The organism is Maridesulfovibrio sp., from assembly GCF_965230075.1.
Taxonomy (GTDB): Bacteria; Desulfobacterota; Desulfovibrionia; order Desulfovibrionales; family Desulfovibrionaceae; genus Maridesulfovibrio.
On record NZ_OZ245945.1, the window covers coordinates 1,996,580 to 2,016,904 of the forward strand.

A 20,325-nucleotide genomic window follows, 5' to 3' on the forward strand; every position below is an offset into this window, starting at 1 on the left:
GAAAGAACTGCCTTTCGGGGAATTTATTGTTTTGTTTGGTAACAATTTATTTGATTTTTACACTGTCTGGAAGTAAATCCCATGCTTTTTTTGATGCAGAATCAAAAGTCTCTGATCCTGGATGGTGGGCGGCAACACGGTGATAGAAATCAATTCTTTTAATTTTGACTTCATTTCCGTATCCAAGCTTTAAGGCATTTTCTTTAACGGTATCAGCGATAGCTTTACAGCAGGGGGTAAACCATACTCTCCAGTTTTGATTTTTAATAATGCCATCTTTCTCTTGTATGCTTAATTCCAATGATTCTATTTTAGCCTTGCATACCTGCAATTCATCTAAAGTATGTTCATACACTTCTGGGTTCTTTTTAAGTGCATTTATTTTTTCTTTTAACTGATCATTTTCAATTCTCAATTTATTTATAATTTCTTCTTTTTCTTTAACACTTGCTACGCCTTCAGCTATGATTTCTTTGATTTTAGCTTGATTTAAAATAAATGATAAAAGAATAGTAAAGAGTCCGGTTATAACCATATAGAATATGGAATTGTATAATTTTGTTGATATGGCAGAAGAAGATAATATTAATAGGCTAAATGCGAAGCCAAGGAAAAGAAAGAAAAATCCTTTTAAGTACTTTTTGATAGATTTTTGATTTTCTTTTGAATTCATTTTTTAACCCTCCCTAATCAATAAGCGGAATTTCAGTTTCATTCTTTAAAGCATCCAAATAATCAGCCCACCACTGCATCATTTTGCGGCGTTCCGGGAGATAATCGGCATGGTTATAAGCTGCCCGCACGCTATTTCCCTCAACGTGAGCAAGCTGTCTTTCAATCACGTCTGGCTTCCAACCGTTTTCATTAAGGTTGGTTGAAGCCATGGAGCGGAAACCGTGTCCTGTGAGTTCCTCTTTGGTGTAGCCAAGGCGGCGCAACGCTCCGTTGACAGTGTTTTCACTCATGGGCGTTAGCTTGCTGCGTACACTTGGAAATAGAAACTCACCATCACCGGTCAGTAGTTTTAGTTCATATAAAATTTCTAAGGCTTGCCGGGATAGCGGCACAATGTGTGGACGGCGAGCCTTCATTTTGCCCGCAGGGATTCGCCATTCAGCTGCTTCGAGGTCAATCTCACTCCATAGACCATGTCTAAGTTCTCCGGGGCGGACGAAAACTAACGGAGCCAGTTGCAAAGCGCACTTGGTTATGTGTCTGCCTTCATATTCATCAATGCTGTTGAGTAGGGGGCCGATTTGTTTAGGGTCAGTGATTGACGCCATGTGTTTGTGCTTTACTGGCGGAAGAGCACCTTTAAGATCTGAAGTAGCATCACGGGTGGCGCGGCCGGTGGCTACGGCATAACGTAAAATCTGACCGAGAATACTGCGTACACGGTGGGCTGTTTCAAGCGCACCCCGGCTTTCAATTCTTCTGAGGACTTTTAAGATATCCGGTGGTTCAATCTCACTGACAACCATTTTGCCTATCCAAGGAAAACAGTTCAGCTCTAGGCGTCTGATAACCGTTTGGGCGTGTCCTGCGGTCCATGTGTTTTTGAATTTAGTGTGCCATTCGCGGGCGATTGATTCAAATTCATTTTCCCCGCTTACTGCGGCCTGTTGATCTTTTCTATATTCTGATGGGTCTATATCACGCTCTAGGATCTTCCGTTGCTCGTCACGTTTATCTCTAGCGTCCTTCAGGCTTGTTGCAGGGAAGGAGCCAAGTCCTATCATTTTCCCTTTCCCGTTAAACCTGTATCGGAATCTCCACAATTTTGATCCGGTGGGCCTTATTTCCAGACATAAGCCGTTTGAGTCCGTTATTCGATAAAGCTTCTCTTTGGGTTTTGCTGCTTGGATCTGCTTCACAGTTAAAGCCATGAGACCTCCATGTGTTTTGTGAGTACGGCAACCTTGCAGGTGGTGAGTAAGCTCATCCGTACTCACACAGAACCACGGATGTCAACGGGGTTAAGCGAACTATAACGAACGTAGAAGAAACGAAAAAACCCTTGCTATTCGTATGAATAACAAGGGTTTAGCGTTCTTTGTGAAACTGTATGGGACAGTATGAAATCAATGAAATGGTGGAGGCGGGGAGAATCGAACTCCCGTCCGAGAATGCTCCACCAAGATGTCTACAGGCTTAGTTCTAGTATTGTTTCTCGCCCATATGAACGCCCCAGAACAGGCAACATATGGACCAGCGCGTGCTAGGTTCTCGCCTCTCTACGGACGTGCAACGCAGAGATAGCCAGCCTGATGGGGTTGTTGTCAAAGCTAATATCAGACATCAAAGCTATGACATGGCAAAGCTTAATTAAGCTGCCATTGCGTAATCGTAATTGTCGTTTGCAATTATGATTGTGCCGCTTTTTACGTGGCCAGCGGCGCCACGACCTGCAACCTTGGCTTCATTCACCCCCGTCGAAACCAGTGCGCCCCCATTTTTTCAAAGAACTCCTTCCTACTTATACTGTATGTACGTAAACAGTTGGTGCAAGTGGTGTGAGTAAAAATTACTCTCACCTTTCAACTGTATACACGCAGGAAGATGATGCAAGGGGTTTCAAGTAAAATGAATACTTATGCCCCTTCAGGTGAAGAGATGTTTTCTATAACATTGCCGTGCCGTTGGCAAGGGGTGTTGGAGCACTAAATTAAATTATTTCCAGCCTTCTTTGCACGGGCCGCAGAGCTTGGAGCATAATGATTCTGCCATGGGATCGAAGCCGCCTTTACGCACTTCTCCGGTCAATTTGTTCGTGCAGGTATATTCCAGCTCGTATTCGCAAATCCAGTCTGAAAGAACGTCTCCATTGACGTCAGTGCATTTGATCTGGGCAGTACCGAAATTAACCCTCTCGTCGATGCAGGTCGGACCTTTATTGCATTTGTAGGTCAGTATTTCAGCTGACGCAGTTGAACATGTAAATATTACGAGGAAAAATATTGCGTATGCAATCGGGGGGATGGTGGTAGATTTCATGCCTGCTCCCAGAGTTTTTACTATTAATGTTCGGGTTGTTGATTAAATTCTTATAATATTAGTCCTTTCTTGTCATTGCGCAAAGTGATAAAAGCGCAGTGTTTGTGAACATTAATTTTATGGAGGAACTATGCAGAATCCTTTTAAGTTTTATATCTATGAAGAAGCGGCTTATATTTATGACTCCAACCAGAAACGCATCTTTAAGATGGGCGTTGATGAGAGTGCCGACGTGGACGGGGAAATCGAAGCCCTGATTCTGGAAAGCGGTGAAGAGGTGGATAAAGAAAAAGCGTGGGAAGTTTCCGGGCTGGATAAGCTTAACCCTGTTTAGAATTTCAGTACAACGGGCTGTCATTCTCTAGCATGACAGCCTGAAAAGCCTTAGCACACTCCGGGCAAAGCTCTACAGCAGCCTTCTCCTCAATGAATTCCATGGTATCTTGATGAGTGAAGGCTTTTTTGTATGGACGGTCAGTGGTCAAGGCGTCATACACGTCGGCGATGGAAATGATTCTCGCCCAGAGCGGGATCTCATTGCCAACCAGCCCGTGCGGATAACCTTTGCCATTTATTTTTTCATGGTGATGCAGTACCGCAGGGATGATGTCTTCCATACTGGGGATCGGACTTAGGATATCAGCTCCAAGCACCGGGTGTTCCTTTATTTTAGCAAATTCATCATCGCTCAGGGGGCCGTTTTTTAGCAGTATATCGTCGCGGATTCCGATCTTGCCAAGATCGTGTAGTTTTGCCGCAAATTCTATTCTTTCCTGATCAAAACCATTCAGCGAAAGCTTTTCCGCAATTTTTACCGACAGTTTGGAAACAGTATCGGAATGGCCTCTTGTATAGGAGTCCCTTGCTTCCAAAGCCTGAATCAGGCTGGTGATACTGCCCATGAGCAGAGTACGTTCTTTTTTGAAAATTTCACGCTGCTGCAGCACTATCTGGAAATGGTCGCTGAGGAGTTTCTCAGCAGTAATTACCAACTGGTCTATGTTGAAAGGTTTAACCAGAAATGCGGAAGCGCCTTTGTGCAGAAGTTCGCGCATGGTTCGGCGGTCTGCGCCGGAACTCATGATGACGAAAGGTACATGTGAAAGAGAGGGGTGATTCTGGATTTTTTCACAGAGCTTGATGCCATCCATTACCGGCATGTTAATGTCGGAGAGTATGAGATGAGGCACAATCTCGCTTGCTATTTCAAATGCCTCAAATCCGTTGCTGGCTGTGATAACCTTGAATCCGGCTGATGTAAGGCCGTTTTCAACAACATTTAAGATGTATTTGGAATCGTCCACAACAAGCACAAGCTTGTCGCGAAGCAGTTTAGCACGATCCAGAATTTCTTTAATGTAGGGGAGTAGATCCTGACGGGCTTTATTCTTGGTTATGTATGCCGCAGCCCCGACTTCGAACCCTTTTTCGATCTGTTCGTGCCGTTCGTTGCTGGATAAAATGATTACCGGAGTGGATTGGGTATCCGGATTGTTCTTGATTTCAGTGCATAGCTGGTAACCGTCAATCCCCGGCATGGTGATATCAGTAATTACCAGATCATAGTGATGATTGCGGGTGTAATCCAATCCTTGAATGCCGTTTACAGCTTCAGTCACATCAATGGAATGCTTCTTCAATTCCGAGCTGATCACAGTGCGGATAGTCTTGCTGTCATCGACAACTAGAACTTGAGGGTTGAGCATTCGTTCTCCATTGAGAGTTGGTGATTACTATAAATAAAAACAATATATTACATGGTCTTCGCAAACTGCATTAAATGATGTCATAATTAGCTTAAAGACAAAAGTAAAGGCCGGAGGGAGTTCCTTCGGCCTTTTGGTTAGTTTTATTATAAAACGAGGTGGTTATTTTTTCTTATACGGAAGCATTTCAATCCAGAGAACTGCGCCCAGTTCAACATCTTTGCCCTTAATTTTGTAATCAGCATCGTTCAGCGCTGCAAAACCCCACCAGCCAGCCTTTGGGCAGGCAAAAGTGAAGACACCGTTTTCATCACACAGAACTTCCTGAGTTACCATACATTCATACGGTGCTTCAAATTTTCCGTCTTTATTGTAGAGTTCAACTTCTACGCGAGTAAAAGGGGCAGGCTTGCCGTCCAGCAGAACAATACCCTGAAAAACATTGCCGGCATAATTACCCCAAGGGCGGGTTAAGGGAACGATTTCAGTTTTCACGCCAAGGGACTTGTTCCAGTCTTCACCTTCGTTAAAAGCGGAAACTACGGTCTTTGTGTAGTGGATGATGTAATTGTCTTCTGCCGGCTCAGGATAGGGTACCGGCTCCATGAAGAATGTATACATACCTGGGCGCTTAAATTTGTATTCAGTTTTGAAGGAGTCGTGGTCCATGACTTTTGTCTTTTTAAGAGCAGGAAGCAGATCTGTTTCTTTTCCGTCATAAAAGACACTGAATTTCTTGGGCTTAACCAGATTCATCCCAGCAAGTTCAAATGGGTGAGAAAAAGAAAGGAGGAGTTCGGTTTTCTTTTTTTCCGGTTTGATGATTGAGTCCTCAGGAATCAACATTCCGAAATGGGCAAACGCAGAACTGCTGAAGGCCAGGATCAGCAAAATGGTCATAACTGGAACAATCTGTTTTCGCATGAAATCACTCCGTGCATTAAGGTGTCAGGACGGCTATTTTTTCCGGGAGAGAAAAAAAGCAGCAACTCCGAAAAGTCCGAGGATGTATCCAATCCCCGAAAATATTTCATTCGCACCGGGACCTTTTTCCTGCTGACTGATAATCAACCGTTTCAAGGTCTCGATTTTATTTGTTAAGTTTTCAATCTGTGCGGTAAGTTGAGCAATTTCCGAGGAGGACGCTTTGGGCGATTCCACTGCAGGAGATTCAGAGGATGGAGCAGGGGATGGAGTTAGGGCCGGTTCTGTAGCTTCAGTTGTCTCCGGGAAAATTTCATCTGCGGTCAAGGTCCAGACGGCGCGGTGCCCTTCTGATGCATATAAATTAATCAACAGGCCACTTCTATCCATTTTGATTGCATCCGGGATGGGGAAGTTAAAATTGCCATCATTATCGGTAACGCCTTTCAGGATTTCCTCTCCGGTTTTCGTGCTGAATATCTCGAGTTTCCCTTTATGAACCTTTCTTTTCTTGCTGAAATAGCTCTCAGTATAGACGGTGTCGCCTTCAACATAGGCGAAGAGGTTTACCCTGTGTGCAAATGAAGGAATACTCAGAGTTAATAGTGCTAGGGTGACAAAAAATACTGAGAGATATTTTACATTCATCAGTTTTCCCTTTGGGGTTAGTTCTTAAAATGCTTACTTGTATTGTGCTACTCATTTTTAAATGGTAGTACCTTCTTGGGTTTAACAAGTCAATAATGAAATAAAAAAGCCCTTAACTTATAGAAAGTTAAGGGCTTGTATGTGCCTATGGATCGAAGACGTCAGTCGAACGTATAGCCGATGTTGAACATTGTGTCGAAGAAACCGCTGGGATCGTCTTTTTTGCCGCCAAAGGTCTTCAGGTAACGGGAGTCAAGACCGATGGTAAAGCCGGAGTCAAATTCATATAGAAAGCCGGCTCCACCACCAGCAACAGGCGCTCCGTCAGATATTTTGAATATTGTTCCCGGATAATCAAATACTGAATATCCTCCATGAGCTGCTATGTATGGCGTGAAATTTCTGTCAGCGTAAAACCTATAGAGCAATGACCCTGTAAAGGTGTATGTTGTGAAGTTTTTGTTTTTATAGTCATAGTCTGTTCCATTACTGTTGACGGTCCCATTGTCATAATAAGTAGTTCCGTAAGTTCCTGACTTGCCGGAACTACTGCTCATAAAAAAGTCGCCACCGATACCGAATCCTGAAGGGTAGAAGTGTCGGGCTGAGATTCCGCCCATTCCACCAAAGGATGAGTAGGGTGCTTCGTTTTTAGAGGTCATGGACGCCTGTGCTCCGCCTCCGACTCCTACAAATGTTTCCGAGCTTTTCTTGGGAACAAAAAATCCCTTGTTCTTGGTTCGTCTGGATCTCTTCTGAACTCTTACGGCCAGTTCATAGTCACGCTTTGCGGCGTCACCCGGAGTCTGCATTTGCTGAGGATCACTTTGCTGTTGTGCTGTTGGTGCCGACGCCTGAGCATTTTGCAGTCCGGGCTGCTGGACATGAAATACCTGTGAAGCCGATTGCGGTGCTGCCGCTGGAGCAGGGCGTCCCGGCCAAAGCCCTAATTGTTGTTGAGGCTGGTATGCCTGAACATATCGAACCTGTTGCTGAGGTTGAGCCTGTCGCGGTTGTTGCACTGGTTCAGGAATTTGTTCCTGTATAACCTGAGGGGCGGGTTGCTTCACAGGTTCCGGAAAAAGGTTGTCAGCGATTTCAACTGCACTTGCTTCAGCAGCGGGCGCTGTTTGTGTTTGCATAGTTGGAGTCTGTTCAACAGAAGCAGGAGGCTGAGTGACTTCTTTGGGTATTTCAACTGGTGTAGTCTCTATCGCCGGCGGAGCCTGAACGGTGCTTTGTACTATACCTTCATCAAGAAGTTCTTTGGAGATTGATTTTCCGTCAACGGTTATATCGCCGATGACGGTTCCATCATCAGTCTTGCTGATTTCCCTCACTTCAACATCACGCATGAGGACGAGATTGCTACTTTCAAGTCGGGCCTTGGCCGCATCCAGTTCTGTTGCAGCCTTAACTCCGGGAATATTGACTTTTACTGGGGTTTGACCATCTTTGAGTACAATAAAAGAAGTTGCTCCTTCCACAGCCACGATTTTTCCCGACCATGCAAAGGCCAACGCAGGCAGTAGGAGTATAGTGATAAGTATGGTCAATAATCTCAACATAATTCAGCCATTTTTATAGTTTTTACCGTATTACAAAAATGATCGGCATTAACAGGATAAACTTAACACCAAATTTGATTATTTTATCACACTGGGGATCTTTTTTTCAAAGATACCCTAAATTTGGAAATATTTAAAATGTTCGCCCATGTTTTGGGGGCTGGGAAATGATTGGATTGTTTCGGGATGTTTTTGCTGTTACTATGTAGTTGAAATTAAAAGGAGGTGGAAAATATTGTGCTAAGACTTAGTCTGCTTGTTCTTTTTGCTTTATTGATTTTTCCGCCCGCAATTAGTGCGAAAAGCCTTATTCTTGTGACTCTGGATACTCCTCCTCAAACATATCTTGAGAATGGTAAACCAACTGGTTTTCTGGTTGAAATAGTAGCCGAGGCCGTTAAACGGGCTGGATATATTCCGGATATACGTATCGTGCCATGGAAAAGAGCAATGGCTATGGCAGAGAAAGGGACGGCTGATGCTGTTTTTAATGCTGGGTTTAATGAAGAACGTTATAAATTTTTAAGGTACCCGGAGACGATTTTGATAACCGAAAAAGTGGTCGCATTGCGCCGTGCAGGTTCTGATACTTATTTCTCGGCTGATTTTGTCGGGGCGGAAAAGTATATCGGTGGTGTTGGGCGAGCTTTTTATTATGGAGAGAAAGTAGATAAGGCCTTGAAAGATAAATTGTTCAAGCGAATTGAAGAAGTTCCCAATCTTGACCTTAATGCAAAGAAGCTGCTCATGGGCAGGATAGATTTCTTTTTTGCTGATTATTATCCGGCACTGAGTTTCTTGAATGATCATAACTTATTGGATAAAGTAGAAGCTGTGCTTGATCCGAAGACGGGCTTGCCGTTGGTCTACTCTAAGTCAGATACATACCTTGCTTTTTCACGTAAGAAAGCTCCTGAAGCTTTTAAAAAAGTCAGTGCTGAGCTTAAAAAGATGAAACAGGATGGGATTTATAAGAAAATAATGTTTAAATATATCCCCGTACATGACGGATTCTAAGGGCCGGGATTACTTCCAGCCCATTGTTTCGTATCCCTTTTCCCGTAGGCAGCGTTCGACAAATTTCCTATACAGTGGATCAGGATTGTCTTGAACCGCTCCTCCGACCGCCCCACCTGCTGCGCCACCAGCTGCTCCGGCTAATGCTGAAGAACCGGGGCTTCCGGTAACTATGCCGATTCCAAGCCCGACAGCTCCACCTATTAAGCCTCCCTGAATTCCAGTTTTAACCGAAGTTTTTGCTTTGGATGTTTTGCCGACACTTTTTTCAGCAAATTCCATGCAGTAAGCAATATCTTCTGAAACTTTTGCTTCACCTGCTTTTTTGTATTGCTCATTAGGATAGAGGACAGGTTTTTTAGCGCAAGCCGGGCAGGCCAGCACCAACATGGTCAGAATCATAAGAATTGTTTTTTTATTCATAATATTTGTCATACAATAGGTATTTTTATTGTGAATTTCGTTCCTTTTCCGATTTCAGTCTTTATTTCAAATGTGCCTTTGTGATTCTGGGTTATTATAAAATATGAGACTGAAAGTCCAAGCCCGGTTCCAACTCCGGGTGATTTGGTGGTGAAAAATGGTTCAAATACCCGCCGTTTCACTTCAGGGCTCATGCCCGGACCGTTATCTTCCACTTCGGCGATTATATACTTCTCATCCATCCTGGTTCTTAGGGTGATTGTCGGAGTCCTTATGTCAGAAATTTCATTGGTGGCATAGGCTGCGTTTTTTACTAGATTCAGCAGCACCTGTTCAATTTCTATACGCAGGCAACTTACTTCACCAAGGTCTTCTTGGTAATCCTTATTAATTTTAGTGTGCTTAAAGTCGTACTTTTTTTTGAGATCATAATCGCATGTGATGATGTTCATAATATCATCAAAAAGCCGGTTAAGATTGCAAACGGTCATGCCTTCATCATTGCGGCGGGTAAAGTTCAGCATGGTATGCACAATATTAGCCGCACGTTCACCAGATGAGTGAATACCGTTCAACATTCTGACAATGCCTCTTTCTTCGAGGTAGCTCTGAATCTTTTCACAGGAGCACCCTATGTTCTTAGCAACTTTGGTGTTTGCAGGAACATCCGGAGATGTTCTGCGGTAGATGTTTTGTACAGCCTGAAGTATTCCGGCTAGTGGGTTGTTGATCTCATGGGCCATGCCGGCGGCTAGTGCACCTACAGATACCATTTTTTCTGTTTGTATAAGTAATTCCTGTGTTTTTACTTTCTCGGTCATGTCAATGATTGAGGCGACACAGTCAGTGCTTTCGTCAATTACTCCTACATCTACATGGACATTTCTTATCTCGCCATTTGCCTTTAAGAATTTGAAATCATATGATTTTGGTGAAGATTGGTTGATAGAAAAGCGTGCTGCGGCATAGCTTTTCATTCGTTCCAATTCTTCCGGTGCTATGAAATCTGTCCACTTGCGTTTGTTCTCGATTTCTTCAACTGTCGAGCCACATAATTGAGCAAAGTTTTCATTACATTTTATGATGGTATGTTCTTTATCAATAATAACTGTAGCTGCTCCTGTGTTATCAAAAAGACTTCGATAGTATTTTTCGCTTTTTTTGAGCTTCTCTTCTACTTCCTGACGGTTGTTGATTTCCTGTTTGAATTTTCCAGCAACAAAAATAGAGGCAAGCAGAACAATCATGATGGTTGCAAATATCGCTGCAGCCAGAAAAGCGGTCTCTTCCCTGATGGTTACTTTTCCCTCAGCTGGATTAAAAAAGAAATTTGAAAGATCCTTAGTTGCATCTACCAATCCTTGCTGTTTAAATTCAGCTCCTATTTGTTCCCAGCGTACCGGATTGTTGTGTCCTATACGTACCAGATTCGGCAGAATCAGGGTTCTGATTGTGTCTGCTTCATATTTGAGGTGTTCTTTAGATTTTAGTGAGCCGAACTTCTCAGCAATAATATCGACCAGCTCTTGAGGGTGTTCAAGTGCGTATTGCCATCCTTTAAGACTGGCTCGCACAAATTTACTAACCCGTTCCGGATGTTTTTGTATCTGAGATCGGGAGGTGAATAGGGTGTCACCGTAAAAATCGACTCCGTGGGTGTAGGGGTAGATTATTGAGTAGGGGACATTTTCTTTTTTAAGGTAGTAGGGCTGGTTTGTGATGTACGCTGCGATAACGTCAATGGATGGGTCAAAGTAGTCTTCCGGGGTGGCAAAGCGGTCTACAAGATTTACATCATCTAAGGATATGCCGTTTCGTTCCATCATGACTTTCAATTCAATGTCTTGGGACGCAGAACTCATAAGGATGTTTTTATCTTTTAAATCCTTCGCCGTATGAATCAAAGGTTGTGTTTTTGAAATGAAAACCAACGGAGAATGTTGAAATACAGAAGCAAGTAAGACAACATTTTTTCCATTTAAATAATGAAGAAGCACTTCGGAGTTGCTTATTCCGAAATCGGCCTGTCCTTTGAGTACCTGATCGATAGGATTGTGTCGCAAGTCCCGTTCGACTATGCTCACATCAAGTCCTTCTTCTTCATAGAATCCCTTCTCAAGGGCGGCATAGTAACCGGCAAACTGGAACTGATGAAACCATTTAAGTTGTAAGGTGACTTGATCCAGTTTTTTTGCTGCAACCGGGCTGGGATTAATGCAAAGCAGGAAGCCCAAAAGCAATATAAGGATATAAAGGGAAAATTTATTGGGATAGGCAGGGGGGTGTGTACTGAAATGTTTTTTCAAAGCGGTAATCCTGTATTGGGTATGAAGATCACCTAGATAAATAGCAGAAATGGAAGCTCTTGAAAATAACGAGTATCAGCTAATAATAGACTTGGAGAGTGAGGGTAAAAGAAAAGGCCCTGCAAGATTTGCAGGACCTTGTGATTCTCGTGGTAGCGAGGGAGGGAATTGAACCCCCGACACTGCGGATATGAGCCGCATGCTCTAACCATCTGAGCTACCTCGCCACGTTTGTGGTGCTGAACTTCCCGTCCAACGAGGACAGTGTTTATACATTCTTGATTCGCTTGGCAAGTAAAAAATGATATAAATTTCGGTATAATAATTATATGTTGATTCGGGCGGTTCTGGAACGAAAAAAGGCCCTGCAAAATTGCAGAGCCTTGTGATTCTCGTGGTAGCGAGGGAGGGAATTGAACCCCCGACACTGCGGATATGAGCCGCATGCTCTAACCATCTGAGCTACCTCGCCACGTTTGTGGTGTTGAACTTCCCGTCCAACGAGGGAAAGTATTTATACACTCTCCGGGTGCTTGGCAAGTAAAAAATAATAAAAATTTCAGTATAATATTTATACGTTGCTTGCCTGCTTCATTGAAAAAGAAAAAGCCCTGCAAAACTGCAGGGCTTTGTGATCTTTATGGTAGCGAGGGAGGGAATTGAACCCCCGACACTGCGGATATGAGCCGCATGCTCTAACCATCTGAGCTACCTCGCCACGTTTGTGGTGTTGAACTTCCCGTCCAACGAGGGAAGTAAATATATATTCTCCGTGCGCTTGGCAAGCAAAAAATGAACTTTTTTTAAACTTTTTTTAAAATAATTCATTTTGTCAGACAATTAGAAGTTTTTAGCTCCAGAAAAAAAGTACCAGCGGGGCAATGGCCAACCTGTAATAAGCAAAGGGGCGCAGGGTCAGCTTGCCAAGCAGGTAGATAAACCCTTTCACCGCTGCCCATGCGGAAAGGAAAGAGACAATAAATCCAACCGCCAGAAAGGGCATATCAGCCATGGTGAAGAGTTTGTAGCTTTTGAGCATGTCGTAGCCGGTGGCTGCAAACATGATCGGTACAGCAGCGATAAAAGAGTATTCCGCAGCGATCTTGCGCTTGGCACCAAGCAGCATACCACCCATGATGGTTGCGGCAGAGCGGGAAAATCCGGGCCAGAGTGCGAGGCACTGGAAGCAGCCGATACCTAAAGCCAGTTTCGGGGTGACTTCATCCAGAGTGTAACAGGAAGGTCGGGTTTCTTTTTTTTCAACAATCAGGATCATGATCGCGCCGACACCCAATGCCCATGCAACAGTATAAGGATTAAAGAGATGTTGTTTGATGAAGTCGTGTGCCAGCAAACCGAGAACGGATGCCGGGAGACTGGTAAGGAAAAGCAGGTAGAGCCCGCGAATACCGGAAAAGCGTTGTCCCGGTTGGGGGAAGAGCAGTCCCCAGAAGCGGGACCAGTAGAGCACTACCACTGCGAGAATTGCGCCGAGCTGAATGGCTACTTCAAACGAAGCAGCTTTTTCCCCGGTAAAGCCGAGCAGGTGCCCGGTGATGATCAAGTGCCCAGTGCTCGAAACCGGGAGAAATTCAGTAAGTCCTTCCACAATGCCGAGTATGGCGGCGGTAAATAGAGATGTCATTGGTATTCCTTTATTATTGCCGGGAATTCCGGTCTAGAATTCAAGTTACCCGCTTTGGGTAAGCCAGCCTGCACAAAGTTGCAAGGGGCGGCAAGCTGGTGTACTGCTAAATATTAATCAATTACGTCTTTAACCAAGGATTAAATATATGACTACTGTTGTGCCTCCCTGCGAACTGACCAGAAAAGCTATTAAATGGATTTCCGAACAGCATACAGAGACTGGAAAGCCTTTGAAATCACTGCTTGAAGAGGCCGCCATGAGATTCAATCTTTCTCCCAAGGATATGGAATTCATGGAACGTTTCTACGCTGAAAACAATGGTGAAATCCCTAACTGCTAAATTCTTTTTTCTATTTGATTCTGCTGCCCGGATTTGAATTAGATCTGCGGTTTTTTTGTGATTAACTTATATTGTCTGCATATTATGCGGGAATTAAATTGAAGCTTCTTCATCGCAATATTTTTAAAGAACTCATATCCATATTTACCCTGAGTATTTCAGGGTTCATGGGGCTTATCCTCATCGGCAGGTTGCTCCAGTTCAGAGAACTGTTCATGGGACAGAGTCTTGGTGCATTGGAAATGGCTAAGCTTTTCATGTACCTATGTCCTTTTTTTCTGCTTATGCTCACCCCGATCGCGACTATGCTCTCGATCTTTCTTACCTTTTTGAGGATGAATGCGGATAATGAGATAACTGCGCTTAAATCCGGCGGATTGAGTCTTTACAGGTTGTTGCCGGCACCGATTATATTTTGTCTGCTCTGTACCGGGGCGGATTTTTATTTTTCACTCTATGGGCTTTCATGGGGTACGGAGAATTTCCGTAACGCACTCATGGAGTTTGCCCGTACCCAGAGTCAGCTGGCAATCAAGCCCGGAGTCTTTAACAAAAATTTTCCAGGACTTGTTTTCTACGCTGATGGCGTGGACGAAGATAGCGGCATTATGCGCTCTGTATTTGTACGTGACAATACCCGTAAAGGTATGACCGCGACAATCGTTGCTCCGTTAGGTGAAATTCGTACTGACCCTAAAATGGGCCGCCTGCTTATTCATTTGGAAAATGGTCGTATTTATCAGCAGGAACGGGATCAACTCAGCGTGCTCAAGTTTAAGAACTACGACGTGCGTATCCCTCTGGCCAATATCCTTAAAGGGTATGATGTGGATGAATTACGGCCTAAAGAAATGTCTTGGGAAAAGCTGGTCCGGATCAGCCGGGCCGGGGATCGCGCAGGGGAAATTGACCCCGGTTTCTTTAAAAAAGTTCAAGTAGAGGTTCAAAAAAGGTTGGCCCTGCCTGTTGCCTGTTTGGTGCTCGGCATGTTTGCTGTGCCTATTGCATGTATTTTCAGGGGATTGAAACAGCAGTACGGCTTGATTATCTCTATGGGCTTGTTCTTGGTTTACTACACCATGCTTTCTCTCGGAGTGACTTTCGGGGAGAGTGGTGTGCTTACTCCGGTGGTCGGTCTTTGGTTGCCAAATATAACATTTGCAGTGATTTCAGTGGTTCTGCTTAAAATGGCGGTTATGGAACATTCATTCAGCATCAGGATTCCGTTCCTGAAGAAATTCAAGAGGAAAGAAGCATGATTCGCAGACTTCTTCCCGGATATCTTGCGTCGTATGTATTGAAGCAGAACCTGTTTCTTATGTGTGTCTGCCTCGGGGTCGGCACAGGGATTTACCTGCTGTCCGACCTCTTTGACCGTCTGGATGACTTCATTGAGGCCGGGTTGGGTATGGGTACCATCCTCAAGTATTTTCTGGTTAAAATGCCACTCATCTTTTCTCAGATCCTGCCTGCAGTTTTTCTGATTTCCATGATCGTGCAGCTTTGCGTCATGGCCCGGAGCAAGGAACTTCTGGCGTTGCGAACAGGCGGTCTTTCACTGATCTGGTTTTTGAAATTCTTTGTGATCTATGCCGTGATCTGGTCCTTCGGGCAGCTGCTGTTTTCGCAGGTAATCGGTGTATACGGGGAACAGGAGGCTTACCGCATCTGGAAAGAGGATGTGCGTAAGAGCATGCTTGATAAGAGAGTGCTTAAGAATATCTGGCTCAAGGAAGGGCGTTTCATGGTCGAGGCCAAGGAAGTTATGCCCTTCGGGAATCGCGCTAAAGGTCTCACTGTTTACGAATTTGCCGAAGGTAATGGCGGGATTAAACGGGTTATTACTTCCGAGAGTGCCGAGGTCAGCGATAAATACGGCTGGAAACTGGAAAATGCTGTTGAACTCAGCCCGGACAAGTTCGCTTCGCACAAGCATCCGATTTTTACCATGCCCATCAAGCTGAATCTTAATGTCTTCAAGGTCGTTGACCCTGATATTGATCCAGCCCAGTTGCCGCTCTGGCAGCTTGACCAGGTAATTGAACAGCTCAAGCTTTCCGGTTCCAGTGTTGATAGGCTGATCACAGCATGGCATTCCAAGTGGGCCTACGCGTTTTCGCTTCTTACCATGGCCTTGGTGTCGCTGGCACTGGTCACCATTAGCGAGAATATTTATTTAAATATCGGTCTTGGATTGGGGATGACCTTTGCTTATTATGCCCTGTTCATGGTTGGTGCTTCCGCAGGGGATAGCGGTGCCTTGCCGCCTATAGTCGCTGCATGGCTGGGAAATATTCTGGTCAGTTCCTTGGCCTTGGGCCGCATCGCATGGGTATTTGTTCCCGAGCACTTGGGCAAATATGTGACTAAATTTAAAACAAGATAATAATAAAGGGCATTTCATCATATGATGAAATGCCCTTGAACTGCGGATAAAATTATATCTGTAGTGTTTTTTATTCAGTTTCTTCTTCAACCTCTGCCAGTTCGGGAATTGCGGTAACATCCAGCAGATTCCAGAGCTTGGTGCGGTTCATGCCGGTTTTGCTGGAAACGCAGATCGGCTTAACCTTGAGGATGTCTTCCCATTTTTTCTGAACCTTTGCGCGGTCCCGCTGCTTGGTCTTGTCCGATTTGGTCATGATCGGAATGATGGGAATGTTGCAGTGCTTGAAGTAGGAAATGAGATCCAGATCATTCTGCTGCGGGCTGTGGCGGCTGTCCAGCAGGACTGCAGCAGCAGCTACGTAAGCATTATCAAGCAGATATTTATCAATTAGTTTGGCCCACTTGACCCGCTCGGTCTTTGAGCAGCGTGCGTAGCCGTAACCGGGCAGGTCTACAATATAGTAGCCGTGCGGGGTAACTTCGTAGTAGTTAAGACTGCGGGTCTTGCCCGGAGTTGAACTGATCTTGGCCAGCTTTTTCCTGCTTGCAAGGCAGTTGATCAGCGAGGATTTCCCGACATTGGAACGTCCGGCCAGAATTATCTGTGGAGCTGCGAGTTCCTCAAGCTGATTGATCTCGTAAACTGTTTTAATTAGTGTAAGTGTATTATCCATAAGGAATTGTCCTTGATTATTCGTTATTGCGTGAACCTGACTTGTTCACTTATTTATCAAGGCTAGTCAAGCCGGACAATCATTACAAGGATATTTTCTGCGAACCTGAACACAAAAGGTGAATTTGATGAAAACCTTCCTGATCTTGAACGGACCTAATCTCGGATATGTGGGTAAACGCCAGCCCGAGATATACGGGTCTGATAAAATTGAAGATATTCCCGAACATCTCAAGACCCTCATGGGTGATAAGGCTGACGAAATCAAGCTGGAATTCTTTCAGTCCAATTCTGAAGGTGCATTGATAGATAGATTGGAAAAAGCCCGTGAAGACGGCATAGACGGCGTGGCCTTTAATGCCGGAGCATATACTCATACCAGTCTTGCTATTGCTGACTGCCTTGCATGGATTGAAGTTCCTTGTGTGGAAGTTCACATCAGCAATATTTGGGCGCGGACCGAAGATCCTGTTCGCCAGCAAAGTTTTATGGGAAAACAGTGCATTGGAGTAATTGCCGGATTCGGAATAATGAGCTATGCCTTGGCCGTTCAAGCATTGTTTTCACATGTGGCAGCGGATTAGTTTTTAGAGACGAGATTCTAGCTGCAGAAAACCGCTGCTGCTGTCACTTTTATCACGAAGACAGCGGGGTAACGCTTAAGGCGCCATTCAAGGCCCTGCAAATAATATTTTATTGGAGGAAATATGATTTCTACTAAAGATTTTAGAAACGGACTTAAAATTGAGATTGACGGTAAACCTTACGAAATCGTTGAATTTCAGCATTTCAAACCCGGTAAGGGCGGCGCTTTTGTCCGTACCAAGCTGCGTAACATGTTTACCGGCCGTATCACCGACCAGACTTTCCGCTCCGGTGAAAAAGTAGTTAAGCCTGATATGGCTACCAAGGAAATGCAGTACCTCTACAAAGATGGTGAAGACTTCGTACTTATGGATCTCGAATCCTATGACCAGATGAACGTAGCTGCTGACGTTATTGGTACCGCTGGCGGTTTTATGAAAGAAGGCGAAACCAACAAAGCTCTGCTTTACAATGGTGAAGTAATCGGTGTTGACCTGCCTGCTTCCGTAATCCTCGAAGTTACTCAGACCGATCCCGGCGTACAGGGCGACCGCGTAAGTAACGCAACCAAGCCTGCTACCCTCGAAACAGGTCTCGGTATCAACGTACCTCTCTTCATCAACGAAGGGGATAAGATCAAAGTAGATACTCGTTCCAGCGAATACCTCGGTCGCGAAAAGTAATTTACGCTTACTTCTTTCGGGGAGCTGCGTGCTCCCCGAAAATTGAATATTTCATACATCTTATATAGATGGTTATTGCGCCAACCTGCCCCTATCCGGGAACAAACGGAGGATGAGACACTGCCAAGCGGAAAATTCGCAAAAGAGATTTCCGGCCTGTTCTGGATTTTTTTAGCCGCATTTCTTTTTATAAGCATGTACTCGTACCATCCGGGGGACCCGACCCTCAATCAGGCTGTCAGCGGCAGCTGGAAGGTCAAAAACCTTATCGGCCCAGCCGGATCATATGCTGCCGGGATTCTGGTTGAAATGCTTGGTCTCGGCTCGTGGTTGATTCCATTTTATTTTCTTTTTCTCGGTATTACCTCATTTATTTCTGCTCTTCGTCAGCCTTGGTGGCGCTGGACCGGACTGGTCCTTCTTTATATTTGCCTGCTGGCATGGTCCTCCCATCCGTGGTTGGTTAAATTTCAGAAGACTCTCGTCATTCACGAGGGCGGATTCATTGGCGCACTTCTTTCCAAGTGGTCTTTCAAGTACCTCAAGCCTGTGGGGGCATTCCTTTTCTGGTTGTTCATGACCCTCGCCGGGATTCAGCTCACTCTGAACCTGAGCTGGGCTTCCATCTTTAAACGTATTCGTTCTTTGCTTACAGATTGCTGGCTCAAGAACAAAGAACGTGTGGGCCGTAAAGCCAAGCGTATGCAGGCTGAACAGAAGATTAAACGTGCTGAGCGCAAGAAGGCCAAGGCCGAAGCCAAAGCCCGTAAGGAAGCAGAGACTGAGCTTGCTGAAGATGTTGATGTGGAGGAAGAGGGTGATGTGCTCGTTCTCAAGCCTTTTAACGAAAAGCCTGCCAAGAAAGAAAAAGCCAAGGCCAAGCCCAAGAAGGCAAAGGCTAAGAAAATAGATACCAGCACGGATTTTCCGGCCCTTGATTTCCTCGCCGAACCTAAGGTTGCCGGGGTTCAATTTGATCCCAAAGATCTTGAAGAAAAGACCGAAGCTTTAAAGGTCTGCCTGAAGGATTTCAATATTGACGGTGAAGTTCAGAAAGTTATCCCCGGTCCGGTGGTAACCATGTTTGAATTTCGTCCCGCACCGGGCGTCAAGGTCAGCAAGATTGCCAACCTGACCGACGACCTAGCACTTGCTTTGAAAGCCACCGCAGTTCGTATTGAAGCCCCCATTCCGGGCAAAGATTCTGTTGGTATTGAAATTCCCAACGACAATCGTCAGACCGTTTATCTTCGTGAAATTTTCGAGCACAGCTGCTTTACCAAGTCCAAATCCCCGCTGACCATGGCTCTTGGTAAGGATATTCAGGGTGAGCCTGTTTCTGCAGACCTCGCCAAGATGCCGCACCTGCTGGTGGCCGGTGCTACCGGGGCTGGTAAAAGTGTCTGCTTGAACGGTTTGCTCATGTCCATGCTTTACAAGGCCGGACCTGAAGAACTCAAGCTGCTGCTCATTGACCCCAAACGCATTGAACTTGCTGTATATGCCAGTCTGCCGCATCTGGTGCATCCCGTGGTCACTGATATGGCTCTTGCCAAGTCCGCGCTTGAATGGGCTGTCTTTGAGATGGACAAGCGTTACGAGAACATGGCTCGACTCGGTGTGCGTAACATTGCCAGCTACAACGAAAAACTGGCCAAGTCCGGCGATGATCTGCCCGAAGAGTTTGAAGATCTCGAACCGATGCCGTATCTGGTCATCATTGTTGACGAGCTTGCAGACCTCATGCTCACCGCCGGTAAGGAAGTTGAGATCAGCATTGTGCGTCTGGCACAGTTGGCCCGAGCTGCCGGGATTCACATTATCCTCGCTACCCAGCGTCCGTCTGTCGATGTCGTAACCGGATTGATTAAGGCCAACTTCCCGACCCGTATTTCTTTTCAGGTGACCTCTAAGCACGATTCTCGCACCATTCTCGATATGGTCGGTGCAGAAAAACTGCTCGGACGCGGTGACATGCTTTTCAAACCCAGCGGCTCCAAGCTGCGCAGGTTGCATGGTGCTTTGGTAGAAGATGACGAGATCAAGGGCGTTGTAGATTTCTGGAAAAAGAAATATCCGCAGGATTTCGAACTCGATTTCAGTGACTGGAAAGATTCCGGTAATTCCGGACCCGGAGTAGGCTCCATGCCCGGAGAATCCGATGATCCGGTCTACAATGAGGCTGTAGAATTTGTAGTCGGGCAGGGTAAGGCTTCTATTTCACTGCTGCAGCGTCGATTCCGTATCGGCTTTAACAGAGCCGCACGTTTTATCGAACAGATGGAGCAGGACGGTATCCTCGGCCCACAGGACGGCAGCAAGCCTCGTATTGTGCTTGTTACTAAAGATTAGAATGCCTCCGGCGGCCCTTCGGGGACCAGAGAAACTTTTTGGAAAAAGTTTCTCTGGACTCTTCAAAAAC

Annotated in this window: 19 protein-coding genes, 3 tRNA genes and 1 other RNA gene; 8 read left to right on the plus strand and 15 right to left on the minus strand. The window is 45.2% G+C overall.

Annotated elements, in window-relative coordinates; genetic code table 11:
• Positions 1–46 precede the first annotated feature (46 nt).
• From ACO05Z_RS09010 to ACO05Z_RS09025, 4 genes are all read right to left on the minus strand, one after another.
• Positions 47–673, minus strand: coding sequence for a hypothetical protein (locus ACO05Z_RS09010; RefSeq protein ID WP_421901846.1), 627 nt, complete (start codon positions 671–673; stop codon positions 47–49).
• A gap of 13 nt (positions 674–686) precedes the next feature.
• Entirely contained in the window at positions 687–1,886 is a 1,200-nt protein-coding gene (locus ACO05Z_RS09015) for a tyrosine-type recombinase/integrase (protein ID WP_421901847.1), read from the minus strand.
• A gap of 204 nt (positions 1,887–2,090) precedes the next feature.
• Positions 2,091–2,451, minus strand: a transfer-messenger RNA (tmRNA) gene (ssrA, locus tag ACO05Z_RS09020).
• A gap of 219 nt (positions 2,452–2,670) precedes the next feature.
• Complete coding sequence (locus ACO05Z_RS09025) at positions 2,671–2,994, minus strand: hypothetical protein (RefSeq protein WP_421901848.1); 324 nt, start codon at positions 2,992–2,994, stop codon at positions 2,671–2,673.
• 130 nt (positions 2,995–3,124) lie between these two features.
• On the opposite strand from ACO05Z_RS09025, the gene ACO05Z_RS09030 reads away from it, so the two are divergent.
• Entirely contained in the window at positions 3,125–3,328 is a 204-nt protein-coding gene (locus ACO05Z_RS09030; protein WP_421901849.1) for a hypothetical protein, read from the plus strand.
• Between the two features lie 4 nt (positions 3,329–3,332).
• Here ACO05Z_RS09030 and ACO05Z_RS09035 read toward each other — a convergent pair whose 3' ends face one another.
• The 4 genes from ACO05Z_RS09035 to ACO05Z_RS09050 all read right to left on the minus strand — a co-directional run bounded on the left by ACO05Z_RS09035 (position 3,333) and on the right by ACO05Z_RS09050 (position 7,765).
• The gene (locus tag ACO05Z_RS09035) at positions 3,333–4,700 is read right to left on the minus strand and encodes a response regulator (protein ID WP_421901850.1); all 1,368 of its coding nucleotides are present in this window, start codon (positions 4,698–4,700) and stop codon (positions 3,333–3,335) included.
• A 162-nt stretch (positions 4,701–4,862) separates the two neighbouring features.
• Complete coding sequence (locus ACO05Z_RS09040; RefSeq protein ID WP_421901851.1) at positions 4,863–5,624, minus strand: DUF4198 domain-containing protein; 762 nt, start codon at positions 5,622–5,624, stop codon at positions 4,863–4,865.
• 33 nt (positions 5,625–5,657) lie between these two features.
• Positions 5,658–6,272, minus strand: coding sequence for a hypothetical protein (locus ACO05Z_RS09045; RefSeq protein WP_421901852.1), 615 nt, complete (start codon positions 6,270–6,272; stop codon positions 5,658–5,660).
• A gap of 161 nt (positions 6,273–6,433) precedes the next feature.
• Positions 6,434–7,765, minus strand: a complete 1,332-nt coding sequence (locus ACO05Z_RS09050) for a hypothetical protein (RefSeq protein ID WP_421901853.1) — start codon at positions 7,763–7,765, stop codon at positions 6,434–6,436.
• Positions 7,766–8,077: 312 nt separating this feature from the next.
• Here ACO05Z_RS09050 and ACO05Z_RS09055 point away from each other — a divergent pair, with 312 nt between their 5' ends.
• On the plus strand, positions 8,078–8,857 hold the full coding sequence (locus ACO05Z_RS09055; protein WP_421901854.1) for a substrate-binding periplasmic protein: 780 nt from the start codon (positions 8,078–8,080) through the stop codon (positions 8,855–8,857).
• Positions 8,858–8,866: 9 nt separating this feature from the next.
• Here the strand turns inward: ACO05Z_RS09055 and ACO05Z_RS09060 are convergent, their stop codons facing one another.
• The 6 genes from ACO05Z_RS09060 to ACO05Z_RS09085 all read right to left on the minus strand — a co-directional run bounded on the left by ACO05Z_RS09060 (position 8,867) and on the right by ACO05Z_RS09085 (position 13,231).
• A complete protein-coding gene (locus ACO05Z_RS09060; protein ID WP_421901855.1) occupies positions 8,867–9,280 on the minus strand; it encodes a hypothetical protein in 414 nt (137 codons plus the stop codon).
• An 8-nt stretch (positions 9,281–9,288) separates the two neighbouring features.
• On the minus strand, positions 9,289–11,586 hold the full coding sequence (locus ACO05Z_RS09065; RefSeq protein ID WP_421901856.1) for an ABC transporter substrate-binding protein: 2,298 nt from the start codon (positions 11,584–11,586) through the stop codon (positions 9,289–9,291).
• A gap of 150 nt (positions 11,587–11,736) precedes the next feature.
• Positions 11,737–11,813 (minus strand) — tRNA-Met (locus tag ACO05Z_RS09070).
• A 168-nt stretch (positions 11,814–11,981) separates the two neighbouring features.
• Positions 11,982–12,058 (minus strand) — tRNA-Met (locus ACO05Z_RS09075).
• A 169-nt stretch (positions 12,059–12,227) separates the two neighbouring features.
• Positions 12,228–12,304, minus strand: a tRNA-Met gene (locus ACO05Z_RS09080).
• Positions 12,305–12,436: 132 nt separating this feature from the next.
• A complete protein-coding gene (locus tag ACO05Z_RS09085; protein ID WP_421901857.1) occupies positions 12,437–13,231 on the minus strand; it encodes an undecaprenyl-diphosphate phosphatase in 795 nt (264 codons plus the stop codon).
• Positions 13,232–13,379: 148 nt separating this feature from the next.
• On the opposite strand from ACO05Z_RS09085, the gene ACO05Z_RS09090 reads away from it, so the two are divergent.
• The 3 genes from ACO05Z_RS09090 (at position 13,380) to ACO05Z_RS09100 (ending at position 15,960) form a co-directional block, all read left to right on the plus strand.
• Positions 13,380–13,574 (plus strand): hypothetical protein, encoded by a 195-nt coding sequence (locus ACO05Z_RS09090; RefSeq protein ID WP_421901858.1) that lies wholly within the window; start codon positions 13,380–13,382, stop codon positions 13,572–13,574.
• 98 nt (positions 13,575–13,672) lie between these two features.
• Positions 13,673–14,833: an LPS export ABC transporter permease LptF gene (gene lptF, locus ACO05Z_RS09095; RefSeq protein WP_421901859.1), complete on the plus strand. Its 1,161-nt coding sequence runs from the start codon at positions 13,673–13,675 to the stop codon at positions 14,831–14,833.
• Positions 14,830–15,960 (plus strand): LptF/LptG family permease, encoded by a 1,131-nt coding sequence (locus tag ACO05Z_RS09100; RefSeq protein ID WP_421901861.1) that lies wholly within the window; start codon positions 14,830–14,832, stop codon positions 15,958–15,960. Before lptF ends, ACO05Z_RS09100 begins: the two co-directional genes overlap by 4 nt.
• 70 nt (positions 15,961–16,030) lie before the next feature.
• Here ACO05Z_RS09100 and yihA read toward each other — a convergent pair whose 3' ends face one another.
• Complete coding sequence (gene yihA, locus ACO05Z_RS09105) at positions 16,031–16,636, minus strand: ribosome biogenesis GTP-binding protein YihA/YsxC (protein ID WP_421901862.1); 606 nt, start codon at positions 16,634–16,636, stop codon at positions 16,031–16,033.
• A gap of 127 nt (positions 16,637–16,763) precedes the next feature.
• On the opposite strand from yihA, the gene ACO05Z_RS09110 reads away from it, so the two are divergent.
• The 3 genes from ACO05Z_RS09110 to ACO05Z_RS09120 all read left to right on the plus strand — a co-directional run bounded on the left by ACO05Z_RS09110 (position 16,764) and on the right by ACO05Z_RS09120 (position 20,255).
• The gene (locus tag ACO05Z_RS09110) at positions 16,764–17,219 is read left to right on the plus strand and encodes a type II 3-dehydroquinate dehydratase (RefSeq protein WP_421901863.1); all 456 of its coding nucleotides are present in this window, start codon (positions 16,764–16,766) and stop codon (positions 17,217–17,219) included.
• A gap of 123 nt (positions 17,220–17,342) precedes the next feature.
• A complete protein-coding gene (gene efp / locus ACO05Z_RS09115; RefSeq protein WP_421901864.1) occupies positions 17,343–17,903 on the plus strand; it encodes an elongation factor P in 561 nt (186 codons plus the stop codon).
• 93 nt (positions 17,904–17,996) lie between these two features.
• The gene (locus ACO05Z_RS09120) at positions 17,997–20,255 is read left to right on the plus strand and encodes a DNA translocase FtsK (protein WP_421904178.1); all 2,259 of its coding nucleotides are present in this window, start codon (positions 17,997–17,999) and stop codon (positions 20,253–20,255) included.
• Positions 20,256–20,325: the final 70 nt, after the last annotated feature.

Coding starts and splice junctions, on each gene's coding strand:
- ACO05Z_RS09110 (WP_421901863.1), top strand. CDS start 16,764: ATGAAAACCTTCCTGATCTTGAACGGACCTAATCTCGGATATGTGGGT.
- ACO05Z_RS09090 (WP_421901858.1), top strand. CDS start 13,380: ATGACTACTGTTGTGCCTCCCTGCGAACTGACCAGAAAAGCTATTAAA.
- ACO05Z_RS09100 (WP_421901861.1), top strand. CDS start 14,830: ATGATTCGCAGACTTCTTCCCGGATATCTTGCGTCGTATGTATTGAAG.
- ACO05Z_RS09030 (WP_421901849.1), top strand. CDS start 3,125: ATGCAGAATCCTTTTAAGTTTTATATCTATGAAGAAGCGGCTTATATT.
- ACO05Z_RS09085 (WP_421901857.1), bottom strand. CDS start 13,231: ATGACATCTCTATTTACCGCCGCCATACTCGGCATTGTGGAAGGACTT.
- ACO05Z_RS09025 (WP_421901848.1), bottom strand. CDS start 2,994: ATGAAATCTACCACCATCCCCCCGATTGCATACGCAATATTTTTCCTC.
- efp (WP_421901864.1), top strand. CDS start 17,343: ATGATTTCTACTAAAGATTTTAGAAACGGACTTAAAATTGAGATTGAC.
- ACO05Z_RS09035 (WP_421901850.1), bottom strand. CDS start 4,700: ATGCTCAACCCTCAAGTTCTAGTTGTCGATGACAGCAAGACTATCCGC.
- ACO05Z_RS09015 (WP_421901847.1), bottom strand. CDS start 1,886: ATGGCTTTAACTGTGAAGCAGATCCAAGCAGCAAAACCCAAAGAGAAG.
- ACO05Z_RS09060 (WP_421901855.1), bottom strand. CDS start 9,280: ATGAATAAAAAAACAATTCTTATGATTCTGACCATGTTGGTGCTGGCC.
- yihA (WP_421901862.1), bottom strand. CDS start 16,636: ATGGATAATACACTTACACTAATTAAAACAGTTTACGAGATCAATCAG.
- ACO05Z_RS09040 (WP_421901851.1), bottom strand. CDS start 5,624: ATGCGAAAACAGATTGTTCCAGTTATGACCATTTTGCTGATCCTGGCC.
- ACO05Z_RS09010 (WP_421901846.1), bottom strand. CDS start 673: ATGAATTCAAAAGAAAATCAAAAATCTATCAAAAAGTACTTAAAAGGA.
- ACO05Z_RS09045 (WP_421901852.1), bottom strand. CDS start 6,272: ATGAATGTAAAATATCTCTCAGTATTTTTTGTCACCCTAGCACTATTA.